Source organism: Streptomyces sp. NPDC026394, from assembly GCF_055567735.1.
The window spans coordinates 891,599-906,482 of the sequence record NZ_JBVHPX010000001.1 but is presented as its reverse complement, the minus strand read 5'-3'; the positions used below and the strand labels follow the sequence as shown (position 1 = coordinate 906,482).

Here is a 14,884-nt window from a genome sequence, read left to right as displayed (position 1 = left end):
CCCGTTCCGTTCGACTTGCACCAGGGTTCGCGGCACCGACGGGGGCGGACGGGTGAGCGCCGCCGTCCGGATTGCGCCCCTCCGGGGGCAGGCGGGGCGGGAGAGGGCCGGTGTCCGCGGTGTCCGCGGTGTCCCGGTCTTCAGCGGGTGCCCGGCGTGACCAGCCCCGTCTCGTACGCCAGCACCACCGCCTGGGCCCGGCTGCAGAGCCCCAGCTTGGCCATCGTCCGGTTCAGATGGGTCTTCACGGTGGCCTCGCTGATCACCAGCCGGGCCGCGATCTCCGGGTTGGACAGGCCCTTGGCGGTGTGCCGCAGCACCTCCCGTTCACGGGCGGTGAGCGCCTGGAGGGACTCCGGCCCGTCGGCGGCCTCCGGGGTGGGCTCGTCCAGCCGCTGGGCGTACGCCTCGACCAGCCTGCGGGTCACGCTCGGCGCGAAGAGCATGTCGCCGCCCGCGACGGTGGCGATGGCCGAGAGCAGCCGCTGCGGCGGCGTGTCCTTGAGGAGGAAGCCGCTGGCTCCGGCGCGCAGCGCGGCGTAGACGTACTCGTCCAGGTCGAAGGTGGTGAGCACCACGACGCGCGGGGCCGGCCCGCCGGACTCGGCCGCGGCCCGCAGGATGCGTTCGGTGGCCGTGATGCCGCTGACCCCGGGCATCCGGATGTCCATGAGGATCACGTCGGGACGGTGGTCGGCGGCCAGCCGGACCGCCTCCTCGCCGTCCGACGCCTCGCCGACCACCTCGACGTCGGGCGCGGCCCGCAGCAGGGCGGCGACACCGGCCCGGATGAGGACCTGGTCATCGGCCACCAGCACCCTGATCATGCTCTGTCGTCCCTTTCCGCGGCGGCGCCGGGCCCGCCGCGGGATGGACGGGCAGGGTGAGCAGCACCTGGAAGCCGCCGCCCGGAACAGGACCGGCGCGCAGACTGCCGCCGTAAATCCTGGCCCGCTCGCGCATCCCTATCAACCCGTGCCCGGTGGAGAGATGGCCGGATGCCGACGGTGCCGGTGGTGGGGCCGCGGCTCCGCTCGGCGGGACGTGCGGCACAGGAGAGCCGGAAGCGCCGGGTGTGCTGCCGTCGTCGCGCACCTCGACCGTGAGGCGGTCGGCACCGTGGTCGATCCGCACGTCGACACGGGCGGCCCCGGCGTGCTTGAGGGCGTTGGTCAGAGCCTCCTGGACGACGCGGTAGGCGCACTGTTCCAGCCCCGGCGGGTACGGCCGCCGCTCCCCCGTCGTGCGCAGGGCGACCGGCAGTCCGGCGGCCCGCACCCGGGCGACGACCGCGCCGATCCGGTCGAGGCCGGGCGCCGGTTCGTAGGCGTCGGCCGGCTCGCCTCCGCCCGTCTCCCGGCGGTCCGCGGCGGCCGGCCCGCCCGCCATCTCCCGCGGGTCCACCCGGAGTACGGCGAGCAGCCGCCGCATCTCCTCCAGGGCCTCGCCGCTCGTCCCGGCGATGGTGCCCAGGGCGCGGCGGGCGGTGTCCGGGTCGGAGGTGAAGACGTACCCGGCCAGTCCGGCCTGCACGGAGATCACGGACATGTGGTGGGCGACCACGTCGTGCAGTTCGCGGGCGATGCGCACCCGTTCCTCGGCGACCGCGCGCCGGGCGTTCTCCTCCTGCTCGCGGCGGAGCTGTCCGGCCATCTCGGCGAGGCGGACGTTGCGTTCGGCGGAGGTGCGGGCGACGTTGCCGAACCAGCACAGGATCACCGGGTACAGGACGCTCTGGCCGAGCGTGGTGGCCCACGAGCTCTCCTCGCCCGTCAGGCCGGCGAAGTTCCAGAGCACGGCCAGCAGGACCGAGCAGCCGGCCGCGACGCGCGGCGGGCGGTGGGCGGCGACGGTGTAGAGGGCCATCAGGCCGGCGAGGCTGTTGACGACCGGCCAGTAGTCCAGCGCGATGTAGCCGGCCCACAGCAGGAAGACGGTCAGGCACACGGTGGCGGGGGCCTGCCTGCGGGCCACGACCAGCAGGTTGATCAGGCAGGTCAGCGCGGAGCCGAGGCCGTCCAGGCGCTCCCAGCCGGCGGGCACGTTGTCGTGGCCGAGCAGCAGCGAGACGGTCGCGAAGCCCGCCGCGATGCCCGCGTCGAGGGTCAGCGGCGGCACCCTCCGTACCCGCCGTCGCACCTCCCCGGCCACCCCGCGCATGCGCACGCCCGCAGCGTAACCCGGCGTGTACGGCGCGTCGTCGGCCCGGAGGAGGCCGTGCGGGTACCGCGGAAGTCGTACGTCCGGGCCGCCGGTACCGCGGAAGTCACATCCGGTTTTCCACCTGTGACGGGACGCCCCGGCGCGCGGCGGGCGCGTACGGTCGCCGTACCACCACAAGAGTGCGGGGGCACGGGGGAAGAACAGCACCGCCGCACGGGGGAACGGGGGAGGCAACGCGCTCCGGGACAGGATGCCGGAGCGCGTTGCTCGTCGGTCCGGCCGGTACGTCCGTACCGGCGGCCGGGTCCTACAGGTCCAGACCGGTCAGCACGAGCACCCGCTCGTAGGTGTAGTCCTCCATCGCGAAGCGCACGCCCTCGCGGCCCACACCGGACTGCTTGGCGCCGCCGTACGGCATCTGGTCCGCGCGGTAGGACGGCACGTCGCCGACGATCACACCGCCGACCTCCAGCGCCCGGTGCGCCCGGAACGCGGTCTGCACGTCGTGTGTGAACACACCCGCCTGGAGGCCGTACTTGGAGTTGTTGACGGCAGCGAACGCCGCCTCCTCGCCGTCCACCTTCGTCAGGCTCAGGACCGGGCCGAAGACCTCCTCGCAGGCGAGGGTCGCGCCGGCGGGCACGTCCTCCAGCACGGTCGGCGCGTACGAGGCGCCGTCCCGCTTGCCGCCCGCGAGCAGCTTCGCGCCCGCGCCGACGGCCTCGTCCACCCACGCCTCGACGCGCTTGGCGGCGTCCTCGCTGACCAGCGGGCCGACCTCGGTCGCGTCGTCCGAGGGGTCGCCGGTGACCTGTGCGTTGACCGCGGCGACGATCTTCGGGACCAGCCGGTCGTAGACCGACGCGTCGGCGATCACCCGCTGCACGGAGATGCAGGACTGGCCGCCCTGGTAGTTGGAGAAGGTCGCGATGCGCTGCGCCGCCCAGTCCAGGTCCGCCTCGGAGGCGTAGTCCGCCAGCACCACGGCCGCGCCGTTGCCGCCCAGTTCGAGGGTGCAGTGCTTGCGCGGCACCGAGTCCATGATCGCGTAGCCGACCTGCTCGGAACCGGTGAAGGAGATCACCGGCAGCCGCTCGTCCCGCACCAGCGCCGGCATCCGGTCGTTGGTCACCGGCAGGATCGACCAGGAGCCGGCCGGCAGGTCGGTCTCGGCCAGCAGCTCGCCGAGGATCAGGCCGGACAGCGGGGTGGCCGGGGCCGGCTTGAGGATGATCGGCACGCCCGCCGCGATCGCCGGGGCGATCTTGTGGGCGCAGAGGTTGAGCGGGAAGTTGAAGGGCGCGATGCCCAGCACCGTGCCGCGCGGGAAGCGGCGGGTCAGGGCGAGCCGGCCGGCGCCGCCCGCGTCGGTGTCCAGACGCTGCGCCTCGCCACCGTTGAAGCGGCGGGCCTCCTCGGCCGCGAACCGGAAGACCGACACGGCGCGGCCCAGTTCGCCGCGGGCCCACTTCATGGGCTTGCCGTTCTCGGCGGAGATCAGCCGGGCGATCTCCTCGGTGCGCTCCACCAGACGCCGCTGTACGTGGTCCAGTGCCGCGGCCCGCACATGGGCGGGGGTGGCGGCGAACGCTTCCTGCACGGCGACGGAGGCCGCGACGGCCTCCTCGGTCTGGGCCTCGGTGGGAACGCTCACCGTGCCGACGAGACGGCCGTCCCAGGGGGAGGTGACGTCGAAGGTGTCCTCGCCGGTGGCCTGGCGACCGGCGAGCCAAAAGGCGGTGGGAGAAGTCACAGGGGTCCCGGCCCTTCCGAAGTGGGGGTGGTACGGACGGCCCTCTCGGGCCTGGGTCCACCGTAGGGGCGGGGTGCGTCCGCGGCGTTTGTCCGGCGCGGAGTAGTCGTACGGCGCGGCCCGCCGCATTGGCGTACGCGGGCGGGGCGCGGGCCACCGCGACCGGTCCGCCGCCTCGGTATACGGGAGCGGGGCGCGGCCCGCCACGACCGGACCGCCTCTTCTCCCCGGCCCGCTACGCCTGCCGCTCCCCGGAGCCGCCCCCGTACGGGTCCGCGACCGCCGCCGTCGCCTTCAGCGCCAGCCACAGCTCCATCCGTACGTCCGGGTCGTCCAGCGAGCGGCCGAGGATCTCCTCCACCCGCCGCATCCGGTAGCGCAGGGTGTGCCGGTGCACGCCCAGGTCGGCGGCGGCCGCGTCCCACTGGCCGTGCCGGGACAGCCAGGCGTGCAGGGAGGCGACGAGGTCCCCGCGGCCGGTGGCGTCGTGCTCGCGCAGGGCGCGCAACAGGCCGTCGGCGAAGGCCCGTACGGCGTCGTCGGCCAGCAGCGGAAGCACCGAACCGGCCGCCACGTCCTCGTGCTCGACGAGCACCCGGCCGCGGCGGCGGGCGACCGACAGGGCCTGTCCGGCCTGGCGGTAGGCGTGCGCGGCGTCCCGCGGACCGGACGGCGCGGACAGGCCGACGGCCAGTTGCGCCCCGGACCGCCCCGCCTCCGCCCGTGCCGTGCGGCCGCGCGGCAGCGGCTGCCCGCCGTACCGGGCCTCGGTCGCGACCGCGTGCTCCGCGCACGCCTCGACGGCGGCCCCTCCGTCGGCGGCCAGCACGACCAGCCGGGCACCCTCCGGTACGGCCAGCACCGCCTCGCCGGTACGGGCGGCCGCCGACTCCATGGCGTCGGCGAGCGCGTCCAGGGCGGACGGCGCGTCGCCGGACTCCGCGCCGTCGGCGGCGACCGGCTCCGCGACCACCACCCGGAAGGGCGCGTCCAGGAGCCCGCCGTAGAGCCGGCCCGCGACCGCCCGCGCGTGGTCCGGCTCGCCGGCCAGCAGCATCCGCAGCACCGCCGCGCCGAGCCGCTGCTCGGCCTCCTGGAGGGCGCGGGAGCGCTCGGTGGTCAGGGTCAGGAGGGCGACGGCGGAGTGCACGGCGAAGCGTTCGGCGGTGCCCAGCGGCGCGCCCGTGCCGACCGCGAGGACGCCGCGGGCGCGGCGGCCGGTGCCCAGGGACTGGAGCTCGACGCGGTCGTCGCCCTCGGCGTCGCTGACGACGGAGCTGGCGGGGGCCGGGCGCTCGCGCAGCCGCCCCGCGTCGCCGCCGAGGCGGGCGGCGCGGCGGGCGGCCCAGTCGGGGGCCGCGGCGACCACCGAGCCGGACGCGTCGTACAGCGCGGCCCAGCCCTTGAGGTGCGCGGCGAGCCGGGCCAGCAGCTCGGCCGGGCCCTCGGTGCCGAGGGCCGCCCGGGTCAGCTCGCGCTGCGCCTCGAAGCCCTCGGTCACGGCGCGGTACTGGTCGGCGGCGACCGCGGCGGAGACGGCCTTGCTGATGGCGATGAACGGGGTGCTGCGGGGCACGCCCAGCAGCGGCAGCTCCGCCTCGGCGGCGGCGGTGACCAGCGCCTGCGGCACGTCCGCGTAGTTGACGCCGACCGCGAAGCCGAGCCCGACGACACCGGCGCCCGCGACGCGCCGCACGTACCGGCGGGTCTCCTCCGGGTCCTCGGCGTCCAGCTTGAGGGCGGTGATGAGCAGCAGCTCGCCGCCTTCCATGTACGGCACCGGGTCGATCAGCTCACTGGCGTGCGCCCAGCGCACCGGGGTGTCCAGCCGGTCCTCGCCCGCGAGCACCGTCAGCTTGAGCGCGGAGTGGTGGGCCAGGGAGGCGAGGGTGTGCGGCATGGGACCTTCGGGGCGTCGGTGGGCGTGCTGGCGGCGGTCTGGTTCTTCGCCGTCCCGTATGAACGGTCGCTGCCGATTCTGCCTCAGTGGTGGGGTGCGGGGGTGTGAGCGTCCGGAGATGCAGCCGTACGGGTGGGGCGGCCCGGGGCGGGGCGCGACCGCCCGGGCCGGGCCGGACCCGGGAATAACCGGTGGACGCGCCCGGCCCTGCCGTGAGCTCATCGGCACCGACCGATACGGCACCGCAGACGCTGCCCCGGAGGAGCCCGATGGCCCGCTTCACGACCGTGCCCGCTCTGTTCCCGCCCCCGCACTACTCGCACGCCGCCGTCGTCGAGGCGGGTGAGCGCCTGGTCTTCAGCGCGGGCGCCGTCCCGCTGGACGCGGACGGCAACCTCGTGGGCCCGGGCGATCCCGCCGCCCAGACCCGCCAGGTCCTCGCCAACCTCGCCACCCAGTTGGAGGCGGCGGGCAGCGGCCTGGACCAGGTGATCGCCAGCACCGTGTACGTCACCGCCACCACCACCGAGGCGCTCTCCCTCGCCTGGGAGGAGGTCCGCGCCTCGGCCCTCTCCACGGGCCCGCACACGTCCACGCTCGTGGGCGTCACGGTCCTCGGCTATCCGGGCCAACTGGTGGAGATCACGGCGACGGGGGTGGTACCGGATTCCTCCGGCGATGCCCCGTCGCGTACGGCCGATCGGCGGGCGGAGCGGGAAGCCGCCTCGACGCGGCTCGGCGAGATGGCCGACCGCGGGGACTTCGAGGGGTTCACCGGCGACAAGTAGGCGATCCGCCCCGGGACTGCGGCGGGTCACTCCTCATCCGGCGCGTCCACCGGTTGACTCTCACCGGACACCGGTCCCCGGGGCCCTCCTCACCTCCGAAGATCCACCAACACCGGCGGCGCATGCTCCCCTCGCACCGACGTCACCGACAGCACCCCGTGCCCCGGGGGGACGGAGTTGGCCAGGTCGGAGGCGGACCAGCGTTCGCGTTCGACGGTGCGGACGGTGACGGCCTTGGCGGTGACGGCCTTGCCGGTGACCAGGTGGCGGAAGAGGTGGAACGCCTTCATCGCGGCGCCCTCGGCGATGATCTGGCGATCGGTCACGTCCCGCGTCTCCACCCACTCCTTGCCCCACACCTCGGCGAACCGCGCCCCGTCCCAGGTCGTCACGCCCGCGAACGCCATCCGGCAGCCCACCGCGCCCAGCAGCGCGCTGCGCAGCGTCTCGGGGACGTCGTCGAGGGAGCGCAGGGTCATCAGGACGCCCGCGTTGGCGGCGCGCAGCCGTTGCAGGCCGCGCAGGGATTCGGCGGTGACGGTGTGCGCCGCGTCGTCCAGGACCAGGCAGGCGAAGAGCGAGCGGTCGCCGCGGGCGGCCGCGCACTCGGTGAACTGGGCCAGCACCAGCCGGGCCAGGATGCGCGACGCCTCAGCGTGGCCGCGTTCGGGCAGGTCGACGCGGACGCGCAGCGGACGGTCCAGGGCACGAAGGGAGAGTTGCCGGTCGCCGCCCTCGGGGCGGAAGTACGGCGCGAAGGCGGGGCGGTCGAGGAGGGCGACGCGGTCGGCGAGGAGGTCGCCGATGTCGCCGGGGCGCCCGGACTGCCGTGCGCGGGCGTCGAGTTCGCGCAGTTGCGGGTGCGACTCGGTGGTCTTCAGGGCGGTCCGCAGTGCGGCGAGCGCCGTGTCCGAGCCGTCGAGGAGTTCGCGGAGTTCGGGGACGGACGGGAAGCGGCCGTGTGCGGCGCGGAACGGGCCGAGCAACTGGCCGAGCGCGGTGGCGGCGCGCCGGCTGTCGCCACCGGGCTGAGTGGCGGCGAGGTCGCCGACGAGCGCTTCGGCGAGGATGCCGGCCGCTTCGTCGGGGTCGGTGGTGCCGCCGTACAGGTCGAGGTCGCAGTCCGGCTCGGGGGCGCCGATCCGGACGATCACGTCGAACGCGTCGTCCGGGCCGAGGGCGGAGCCGGCCGCGCCGACGGCGACCACCGCGCTCCGTCCGGCCAGCGCCTGGAGGCACATGGCCTCCACGACCGGCCGCACCACGCGGGTGGTCTTGCCGCAGCCGGGCGGGCCGACGGCCAGCAGTGAGGTGCCCAGCAGCGCCGGGTCGAGGGCGAAGCCCGTACCGCGGTGCTGGTGGGGGTTGCGCGGGTGGTCGGTGGCGGTGCCGATGCGCACCTGGTGGGCGAGCAGGTCGTGGTGGGCCGTCCGGGCGGGCAGGTCGCGCCGTCCCGAGGGGTGGGGGCAGGCGGCGGCGCCGTGGCGCAGGACGGCGTCGGTGAAGGAGGCGAGGGAGTTGTTGCCGGAGCGCACCGAGTGCCAGGCGCGTTCGATGCGCGCCACGTCGACGTCGTTCATGCGTCCTGCGAGGGCCTCGGCGGCGAGCTTGTCGGCGGCGTCGGGCGCGCCGCCGGCGCGCAGTGCGGGCCACTGGGCGCGGTCCTCCTGCGGCTCCGGTACGGCGTCGGGGCGGCGTTCCCGGGCGCGGCGCAGTACGGGCCCGAGGCAACGCCGTCCCAGTTCGGCCCAGCGTCCGAGGCGCCCGAAGACGAGGACGAGGAGGGCGAGGCAGAGCGCGTAGTAGAGGTACGTGGCCCAGACGAAGACCATCTTGTCGCCGCCGGCCGAGCGCCAGGAGTCGGGCGTCAGGAGCAGCAGCGGGTAGAGCCAGTACGGGCCTAGGTAGCCGTTCCAGAGCAGCGACCAGAGCAGCCAGCCGCACAGGAACGAGATCAGCGCACCGGTGACGAGCTGCCGGGTGGGCACCCGGTCGGGGCTCTCCTCGGGCCGGGGCACGTGCCCGTACGTCCAGATGCCGGGCGCGGCGGCCCGGCGGGGGGCGCGCAGCCAGCGCAGGAACGCGCCGTCCCCGGGGGCGGTGGGCGGAGCCGGCGGCACCGGCGGGATTCTCGGGGCCGGCGGTGCGGACGGGACCGGTGGTGCCGTGGGGCGGGGTACGGGGTGGTCGGTGCGGGTGTGCGGTGCGTCGTGCTGCGTGCCCTCGGTGTCCATCCGGTGCCCCTCGTCCCCCTTGAGACGTCCGGACGCCGGACGGAAACGGTTCCGCCCGTGCGCCCTGCTGTTCCCGCGCATTGCCGCCGTTCAATCTACTGGCCGCGGGACGCCGCTATGTCCGGTGCGGACAACGCAACACGCGCACTTCTCCCGAACGGAACATGCCGACGCCCCGTTCCTCCCCCTAGCCTGCGAGCACAACCCCTTCAGTACGTCTTCAGTACGTCCCGTTCCACCCCCAGGAGACTGCCATGACCGAACTGTCCGGAGGCCCCGCCCTCCCCCAGGAGCGTCGCGTCGTCACCGCGATCCCCGGCCCGAAGTCCCAGGAGCTGTGGGCCCGCAAGCAGGCCACCGTGGCCGGCGGTGTAGGGGCGGTGCTGCCCGTCTTCGCCAAGCGCGCGGGCGGCGGCATCCTGGAGGACGTGGACGGCAACTCCTTCATCGACTTCGGCTCCGGCATCGCCGTGACCTCGGTCGGCAACAGCGCGGAGGCCGTGGTGCGCCGCGCCACCGCGCAGCTCGCGGACTTCACCCACACCTGTGTGATGGTCACGCCGTACGAGCCGTACGTGGAGGTCTGCGAGCAGCTCGCCGAGCTGACGCCGGGCGACCACGCGAAGAAGTCGGCGCTGTTCAACTCCGGCGCGGAGGCCGTGGAGAACGCCGTCAAGATCGCCCGCGCGTACACCAAACGCCAGGCGGTCGTCGTCTTCGACCACGGCTACCACGGCCGGACGAACCTGACGATGGCGCTGACCGCGAAGAACATGCCGTACAAGCACGGTTTCGGCCCGTTCGCGCCCGAGGTCTACCGGGTGCCGCTGGCCTACCCCTACCGCTGGCTGACCGGCCCGGAGAACTGCGCCAAGGAGGCCGCCGACCAGGCCATCTCGCAGATCACCAAGCAGATCGGCGCGGAGAACGTGGCCGCGGTCATCATCGAGCCGGTGCTCGGCGAGGGCGGCTTCATCGAGCCGGCCAAGGGCTTCCTGCCCGCCATCGCGGAGTTCGCGAAGGAGAACGGCATCGTCTTCGTCGCGGACGAGATCCAGTCCGGCTTCTGCCGTACCGGCCAGTGGTTCGCGTGCGAGGACGAGAACATCGTCCCGGACCTGATCACGACCGCCAAGGGCATCGCGGGCGGCCTGCCGCTGGCCGCCGTCACCGGCCGCGCCGAGATGATGGACGCGGCGCACGCGGGCGGTCTGGGCGGCACCTACGGCGGCAACCCGGTGGCCTGCGCGGCGGCGCTCGGCTCCATCGAGACCATGCGCGAGCTGGACCTGAACGCCAAGGCCCGGCGGATCGGCGAGATCATGAAGCCGCGCCTGGCGGCGATGGCGGAGAAGCACGACATCATCGGTGAGGTCCGCGGCCGGGGCGCGATGATCGCCATCGAGCTGGTGGAGTCCGGTTCCAAGGAGCCGAACCCGAAGGCGACCGCGGCGCTGGCGGCCGCCTGCCACCAGGAGGGCCTGCTGGTGCTGACCACCGGCACGTACGGCAACGTGCTGCGCTTCCTGCCGCCGCTGGTCATCGGCGAGGACCTGCTGAACGAGGGCCTGGACATCATCGAGGGTGCGCTCGGGACGGTGTGACCCGAAGTAACTGAGCGTTTGGTCGTGAAGAATGTGTGCGGGGCCCATGGCGGGCAGGTGATCCGGCTGTCCGGCCCCGGCTCACTGCCGTACGGTTTCTGCAGATGAGAGAGACACCCCGCCCGCAGGGGACTGTGGGTGACGCCCGGCCGACGCTTCCCCGGCTCCGGCCAGGCCGTGCCTTCGCGCACGGGTCCGGGGCCCCGCGCCCCGGGAATCCTCACCGACCGGACGGCCGCCCGCCCCAGACCCCCCGGGGCGCGCGGCGATCCGGTCAGCACGGCCGCCTCGGAACCACCCCCCCTGTTCCGAGGCGGCCGACCGCCTTCCTCCGCTCCCTCCTGTGGGTGGGTGTGCTGTGCGCCGCGCTCTTCGCGGCCCTCACCTGGCAAGTGGCTTCCGGCGGTCCGCTGCGCGCGCTGGACGAACGATTCGGCCGCGCCGTCGTGCACAGCCCGGTGCCGTCCACCCTGGCGGAGTTCTTCGCCGACCTCGGCAACGCGGCCGCCGCGCTACCGGTGCTGGCGCTCGCCGCGCTGTACGCGGCCTGGCGCGGACGGCGGGCGGCCGCCGCGCGCTGGTGGCTGCCGCCGGTGGCCGCCCTGGTGACGATGGCCCTGGTGCCCGCGCTGGTGGTGCCGGTGAAGACGTGGCTGGCCCGGCCGGGCCCGCCGGAGATGGCGGGCGGCGCGCACGCCGGTTTCTTCCCGTCCGGCCACGGGGCGACGGCAGCCGTCGCGTACGGGGCGGTGGCCCTGTTGCTCGCCGCGCCGTGGGCCGCATGCCCGGGACGGTCGTACGGACCCGCACCGGCGGCCGCCGTGGGGCTGCTCGACCTCGCGGTCGGCGTGGGCCTGGTGCGCCGCGCCTATCACTGGCCACTGGACGTACTGGCCAGTTGGTGCCTGGCCGGGGTGCTGCTCGCGGCCTGCGCGGCGGTGTGCGGGCGGTGGGCGGACCGCCCGCACCGGGAGCAGGACGGTCAGCTCGCCACGCCGAACAGCTCCGACGCGATGTAGTGGCTCGGGCGCCAGCTCGGGCCCGCCGGGATACCCACCCGCTCCGCCTCGTGCCGCTTCATCAGCCGGAAGCGGTCGGTGCCGGTCTGCACGACGACGGCGTGCCAGGGCGTGAGCCAGTTGTCCGCCGCCTCCAGCAGCGCGATACCGAACTTCGCCGAGCCGCAGGTCTGCGGATGGATGGAGAGCCGTACGGTCTGCCGGTAGTGGTGGGCTATCAGCTCGCCCCACGCCCGGCTGCGCCGCAGCACGCCGTACGCGCGGCTGCGGCACTCGCGCTGCAACTGGGCCTTGGAGCCGGTCCAGTCCGCGGTGTCCTCGACCAGGAACCGGATGGTGCCGCGGTAGTGGCTGAGCGCCGGTCCGCCGGCCCGTACCTCGGCCCGCAGTTCTTCCACGCTCTGGGCGTAGTCCTTCTCCAGCAGCGCGCGCTTCTCGTCGTAGGTGCGGCCGTCGTAGACGTGGTCGAGGCCGAAGGTGTCGATGTGCCGCAGGCCGTTGGCGTCGATCATGTCGCGCAGCGCCTTGCCGTACGCGTCGATGTGCGCGTCCGGCACCCGTATGAGGTCGCCGAAGACATGGCCGTCCGAGCAGATCAGCAGCCGGGCGCCGGGCGGGTAGACCGCGCCGATCGCGGCGCACAGGTCGTCCAGGAAGCGCAGGGAGAGCAGTTCGCCGAGGTCGGGGAGGTGGCCGACGACCTTGGCGGGGTTGGGCGACTTGCAGGGGAACGCCGGCAGGGTCAGCAGCACCGGCTCGCGGCGGGCGACGAAGCCGCGGATCTGGGTGAGCTGTTCGGCGAAGCACTGTCCGGGCAGGTGGCTGTCGTGGCCGCGGCTGTCGGCGCTGCCGGCACCGTCTCCCCCGTCGGCCCGGGTGTCCGCCGGCACGCCGGCGGGCCTGCGGTGCGGCAGCAGCAGTTCCAGGACGCGGGCGGTGTACTGCTCCGTGCGGGCCGCGTACGCGGCGTCGCCCTCGTCCTCCCCCTGCTCCCCGCGCTCGGCGTGCTGCTCGTACGTCACGGTCATGCGGTCCCTCGCTGGGTGTCGGCCCCGGTGGCGCCTCGGCGGTCGTGGATGTGGCTGGGCAGCGGGGGATCGCCCAGGACGTGGACGCGGCGCAGGTGGCGCGGCAGTCCGCGGCGGTAGGGCACGCGGGTGTGCAGCAGGGTGTAGTTGTCGGCGATGACGATGTCGTCCTGCTGCCAGGCGTGCACGTACACGTGCCGGGGGTCGTACGCGGCGGCGCGGATGGCGGCCAGTTCGGCGGCGGCCGCCTCGCCCTCCAGCCCGTCGACGCTCACGTCGGGCTGGTTGATGATGTGCTCACCGTCCGGCACCGGTTCGAGGAACCGCATGACCGGGAAGCCGGCGTCGGGGTGCGGCTCGATCAGGGGTGAGACGACGAGGCCGCCGTAGTGGGAGACCTTGGCGTTGCGGTAGCGCAGGGTCAGGCCGCGCCAGCGTTCGAGGATCTCGGCGTCCGCGTCGGCGAGGACGCGGGTGGTGTCGCAGAAGAGCGTGCCGCCGCCTTCGGCCGCGCCGGGGGCCGCGACGCAGTGGAAGACCTGGAACTCGGGCACGAAGTCGACGTACATGCCGTCCCAGTGCAGCGGCATGAAGCCGGTGTCGAAGACATGGTCCTCGGGGTCCTGGTGGGCGCGTACGTCGAAGACCGTGCCGAACGGCCACTCCATCACCTCGCCCCAGGTGCGCGCGTAGGCGTCGAGTTCCGTGGCGTCGGCCGGGGCGGTGAACCCTCGCAGCGCGACGATGTGGTGACGGCGGGTCAGGTCGCGCAACCACGGTACGGGTACGGCGTCGACCGGGGTACCGGGCCGGTCCGCGGTGATCAGCACGCCGAAGGAGCCGGCCGCGGCCGTCGTCCAGGGCCGGGTGTCGTCAGGTGCGTCGGCGGCGGTCGGGCCGGACGAGTGGACGGCTTGGGACGTCATGGTTCCTCTCCGGATGGCGGCGCGCCGGACCGGTCGGCCCGGGCGCGGTGACAGCGACACAATACTTGAGGGTTCAAGAACTTTCTACGTCGTGGACGACATCTCGCTGACATCCACGACTTTCCAGCCACCGCCCCACGCGGGAAAGGCCCTCCGCGTGGCCCGAACCGGCCGTGGCCCGAACCGGCCGTGGCCCGTTCGGGCCCGCGTCCCCCGCTTCTGCGCCCCCGCGGCCCGCACGGGACTCACCGGCGAGGCGCGCCGCCCAACCCGCCACCCGAGCCGCCGCGTTCGGTGCCCGCGAGGCCGCGCTGCCCGCGCCCGGCTGCACGGCCGTCGCCGACCGAGCCGTACACCTCGTCGGCGGAATGCGCACCCGTCGGGAGACGTCGGCGCGCAGGCAGGTGCCGAAGAGCGGCTTTCCGCTTCACGCGGTGCGCTGTGCCTGGGGCGACGACGCCGGCAGATAGCCGAGCTGCGCGGCGAGCACCCCGGCCTGGAACCGGCTGCGCGCCTTCATCCCCGTCATCGCTTCGGTGGCGATCCGGCGCGCCGTCCGGGCCGAGACGCCCAGCCGCCGGGCGACCGTGGCGTCCGTGTGGCCCTCGGCGAGCAGGTGCAGCGCGGCGAGGTGCTGCCGGGTGAAGCCGTCCGCCGCGCGCCGGGACGGCGGTGGGCCCAGCCGTTCCGCCGCCGCCCACACGGCGTCGAACAGCGTGCTCAGCGCGGCCACGACGCCCGGCACCCGTACGGAGACGGCGGCCTCCGTGGCGCCCTCGCCGGCCGTGAAGACGAGCGCGGAGCGGCGGTCGGCGACGACCATGCGGGTGGGGAGCACGGCGGCGGTACGGACCTCCGCGCCGGCCGCCGCCAGCCGTTCGGCGTGTGCCACGGCGTCCGGATCGTTGCGGGCGCTGTCGAGGCAGACGGTGCGTATCCGGATTCCGCGGGCGAGCGGGTCCTCGTGCAGGCGCGGGGACGCGGACGCGTCGGACGACGGGTACGGCTGCCCGGCGGCGAACACCTGCAATTCCTCCTCGGCGAGAGCGCCGATCTCCCGCACCTGGTCGCCGATCCGGTCGGCTCCCGTGATCCGGATCACCCCGTGGTCGGCGACGGAACGCTGGTGCGTGGCGAATGCGGAGACGAGCCGGGCGGCAGCGGCCCGGCTCTCCTCCACCCGCTGTCGCTGCGCGGCGAGTTCGGCCTGCTGCCGGGCGAGCAGCATGTCCACGCCCAGGCGCGGGCTCACCGCGTGAAGCCGCCCGGGGCGCTCCGTGGAAGGGTGCGCCAGGGCGAGGCCGGCCAGCCGGCCGAGGGCCCGCTCGGCCTCCTGCTCGGTCATTCCCGTACGGGCTGCCAATTCCGCCGCCGAGGCGTGCGGTTGCGCCAGCAGGGCGCGGTAGACCGATTCCGTCGCCGGTTCGACGCCCAGCCGCCCGAGAACGTACTCCGATGTGCGCATGATT

Annotated in this window: 11 protein-coding genes; 3 read left to right on the top strand and 8 right to left on the bottom strand. The window is 74.5% G+C overall.

Annotated elements, in window-relative coordinates; translation table 11 throughout:
* Nucleotides 1–140: 140 nt before the first annotated feature.
* From ACZ4QV_RS03880 to ACZ4QV_RS03865, 4 genes are all read right to left on the bottom strand, one after another.
* Nucleotides 141–827 (bottom strand): response regulator transcription factor, encoded by a 687-nt coding sequence (locus tag ACZ4QV_RS03880; protein WP_361145497.1) that lies wholly within the window; start codon nt 825–827, stop codon nt 141–143.
* Nucleotides 802–2,160, bottom strand: coding sequence for a sensor histidine kinase (locus ACZ4QV_RS03875; RefSeq protein ID WP_361147288.1), 1,359 nt, complete (start codon nt 2,158–2,160; stop codon nt 802–804). Before ACZ4QV_RS03875 ends, ACZ4QV_RS03880 begins: the two co-directional genes overlap by 26 nt.
* Nucleotides 2,161–2,470: 310 nt before the next feature.
* A complete protein-coding gene (locus tag ACZ4QV_RS03870) occupies nt 2,471–3,916 on the bottom strand; it encodes an aldehyde dehydrogenase family protein (RefSeq protein ID WP_361583766.1) in 1,446 nt (481 codons plus the stop codon).
* Between the two features lie 235 nt (nt 3,917–4,151).
* Nucleotides 4,152–5,816, bottom strand: a complete 1,665-nt coding sequence (locus ACZ4QV_RS03865) for a PucR family transcriptional regulator (RefSeq protein WP_361145502.1) — start codon at nt 5,814–5,816, stop codon at nt 4,152–4,154.
* Nucleotides 5,817–6,085: 269 nt separating this feature from the next.
* Here ACZ4QV_RS03865 and ACZ4QV_RS03860 point away from each other — a divergent pair, with 269 nt between their 5' ends.
* Nucleotides 6,086–6,604, top strand: a complete 519-nt coding sequence (locus ACZ4QV_RS03860) for a RidA family protein (RefSeq protein WP_361145504.1) — start codon at nt 6,086–6,088, stop codon at nt 6,602–6,604.
* Nucleotides 6,605–6,693: 89 nt separating this feature from the next.
* Here the strand turns inward: ACZ4QV_RS03860 and ACZ4QV_RS03855 are convergent, their stop codons facing one another.
* Complete coding sequence (locus ACZ4QV_RS03855; protein ID WP_361583770.1) at nt 6,694–8,838, bottom strand: ATP-binding protein; 2,145 nt, start codon at nt 8,836–8,838, stop codon at nt 6,694–6,696.
* 254 nt (nt 8,839–9,092) lie between these two features.
* On the opposite strand from ACZ4QV_RS03855, the gene gabT reads away from it, so the two are divergent.
* Nucleotides 9,093–10,442, top strand: a complete 1,350-nt coding sequence (gene gabT, locus ACZ4QV_RS03850; RefSeq protein WP_361145510.1) for a 4-aminobutyrate--2-oxoglutarate transaminase — start codon at nt 9,093–9,095, stop codon at nt 10,440–10,442.
* 347 nt (nt 10,443–10,789) lie between these two features.
* The gene (locus ACZ4QV_RS03845) at nt 10,790–11,461 is read left to right on the top strand and encodes a phosphatase PAP2 family protein (protein ID WP_361583774.1); all 672 of its coding nucleotides are present in this window, start codon (nt 10,790–10,792) and stop codon (nt 11,459–11,461) included.
* Here ACZ4QV_RS03845 and ACZ4QV_RS03840 read toward each other — a convergent pair.
* From ACZ4QV_RS03840 to ACZ4QV_RS03830, 3 genes are all read right to left on the bottom strand, one after another.
* Nucleotides 11,425–12,489, bottom strand: coding sequence for an isocyanide synthase family protein (locus tag ACZ4QV_RS03840; RefSeq protein WP_361145516.1), 1,065 nt, complete (start codon nt 12,487–12,489; stop codon nt 11,425–11,427). The two genes, ACZ4QV_RS03845 and ACZ4QV_RS03840, sit on opposite strands and share 37 nt — an antisense overlap.
* Entirely contained in the window at nt 12,486–13,415 is a 930-nt protein-coding gene (locus ACZ4QV_RS03835) for a TauD/TfdA dioxygenase family protein (RefSeq protein ID WP_467762532.1), read from the bottom strand. Before ACZ4QV_RS03835 ends, ACZ4QV_RS03840 begins: the two co-directional genes overlap by 4 nt.
* Before the next feature lie 427 nt (nt 13,416–13,842).
* Entirely contained in the window at nt 13,843–14,880 is a 1,038-nt protein-coding gene (locus tag ACZ4QV_RS03830) for a helix-turn-helix domain-containing protein (RefSeq protein ID WP_467762531.1), read from the bottom strand.
* Nucleotides 14,881–14,884 lie beyond the last annotated feature (4 nt).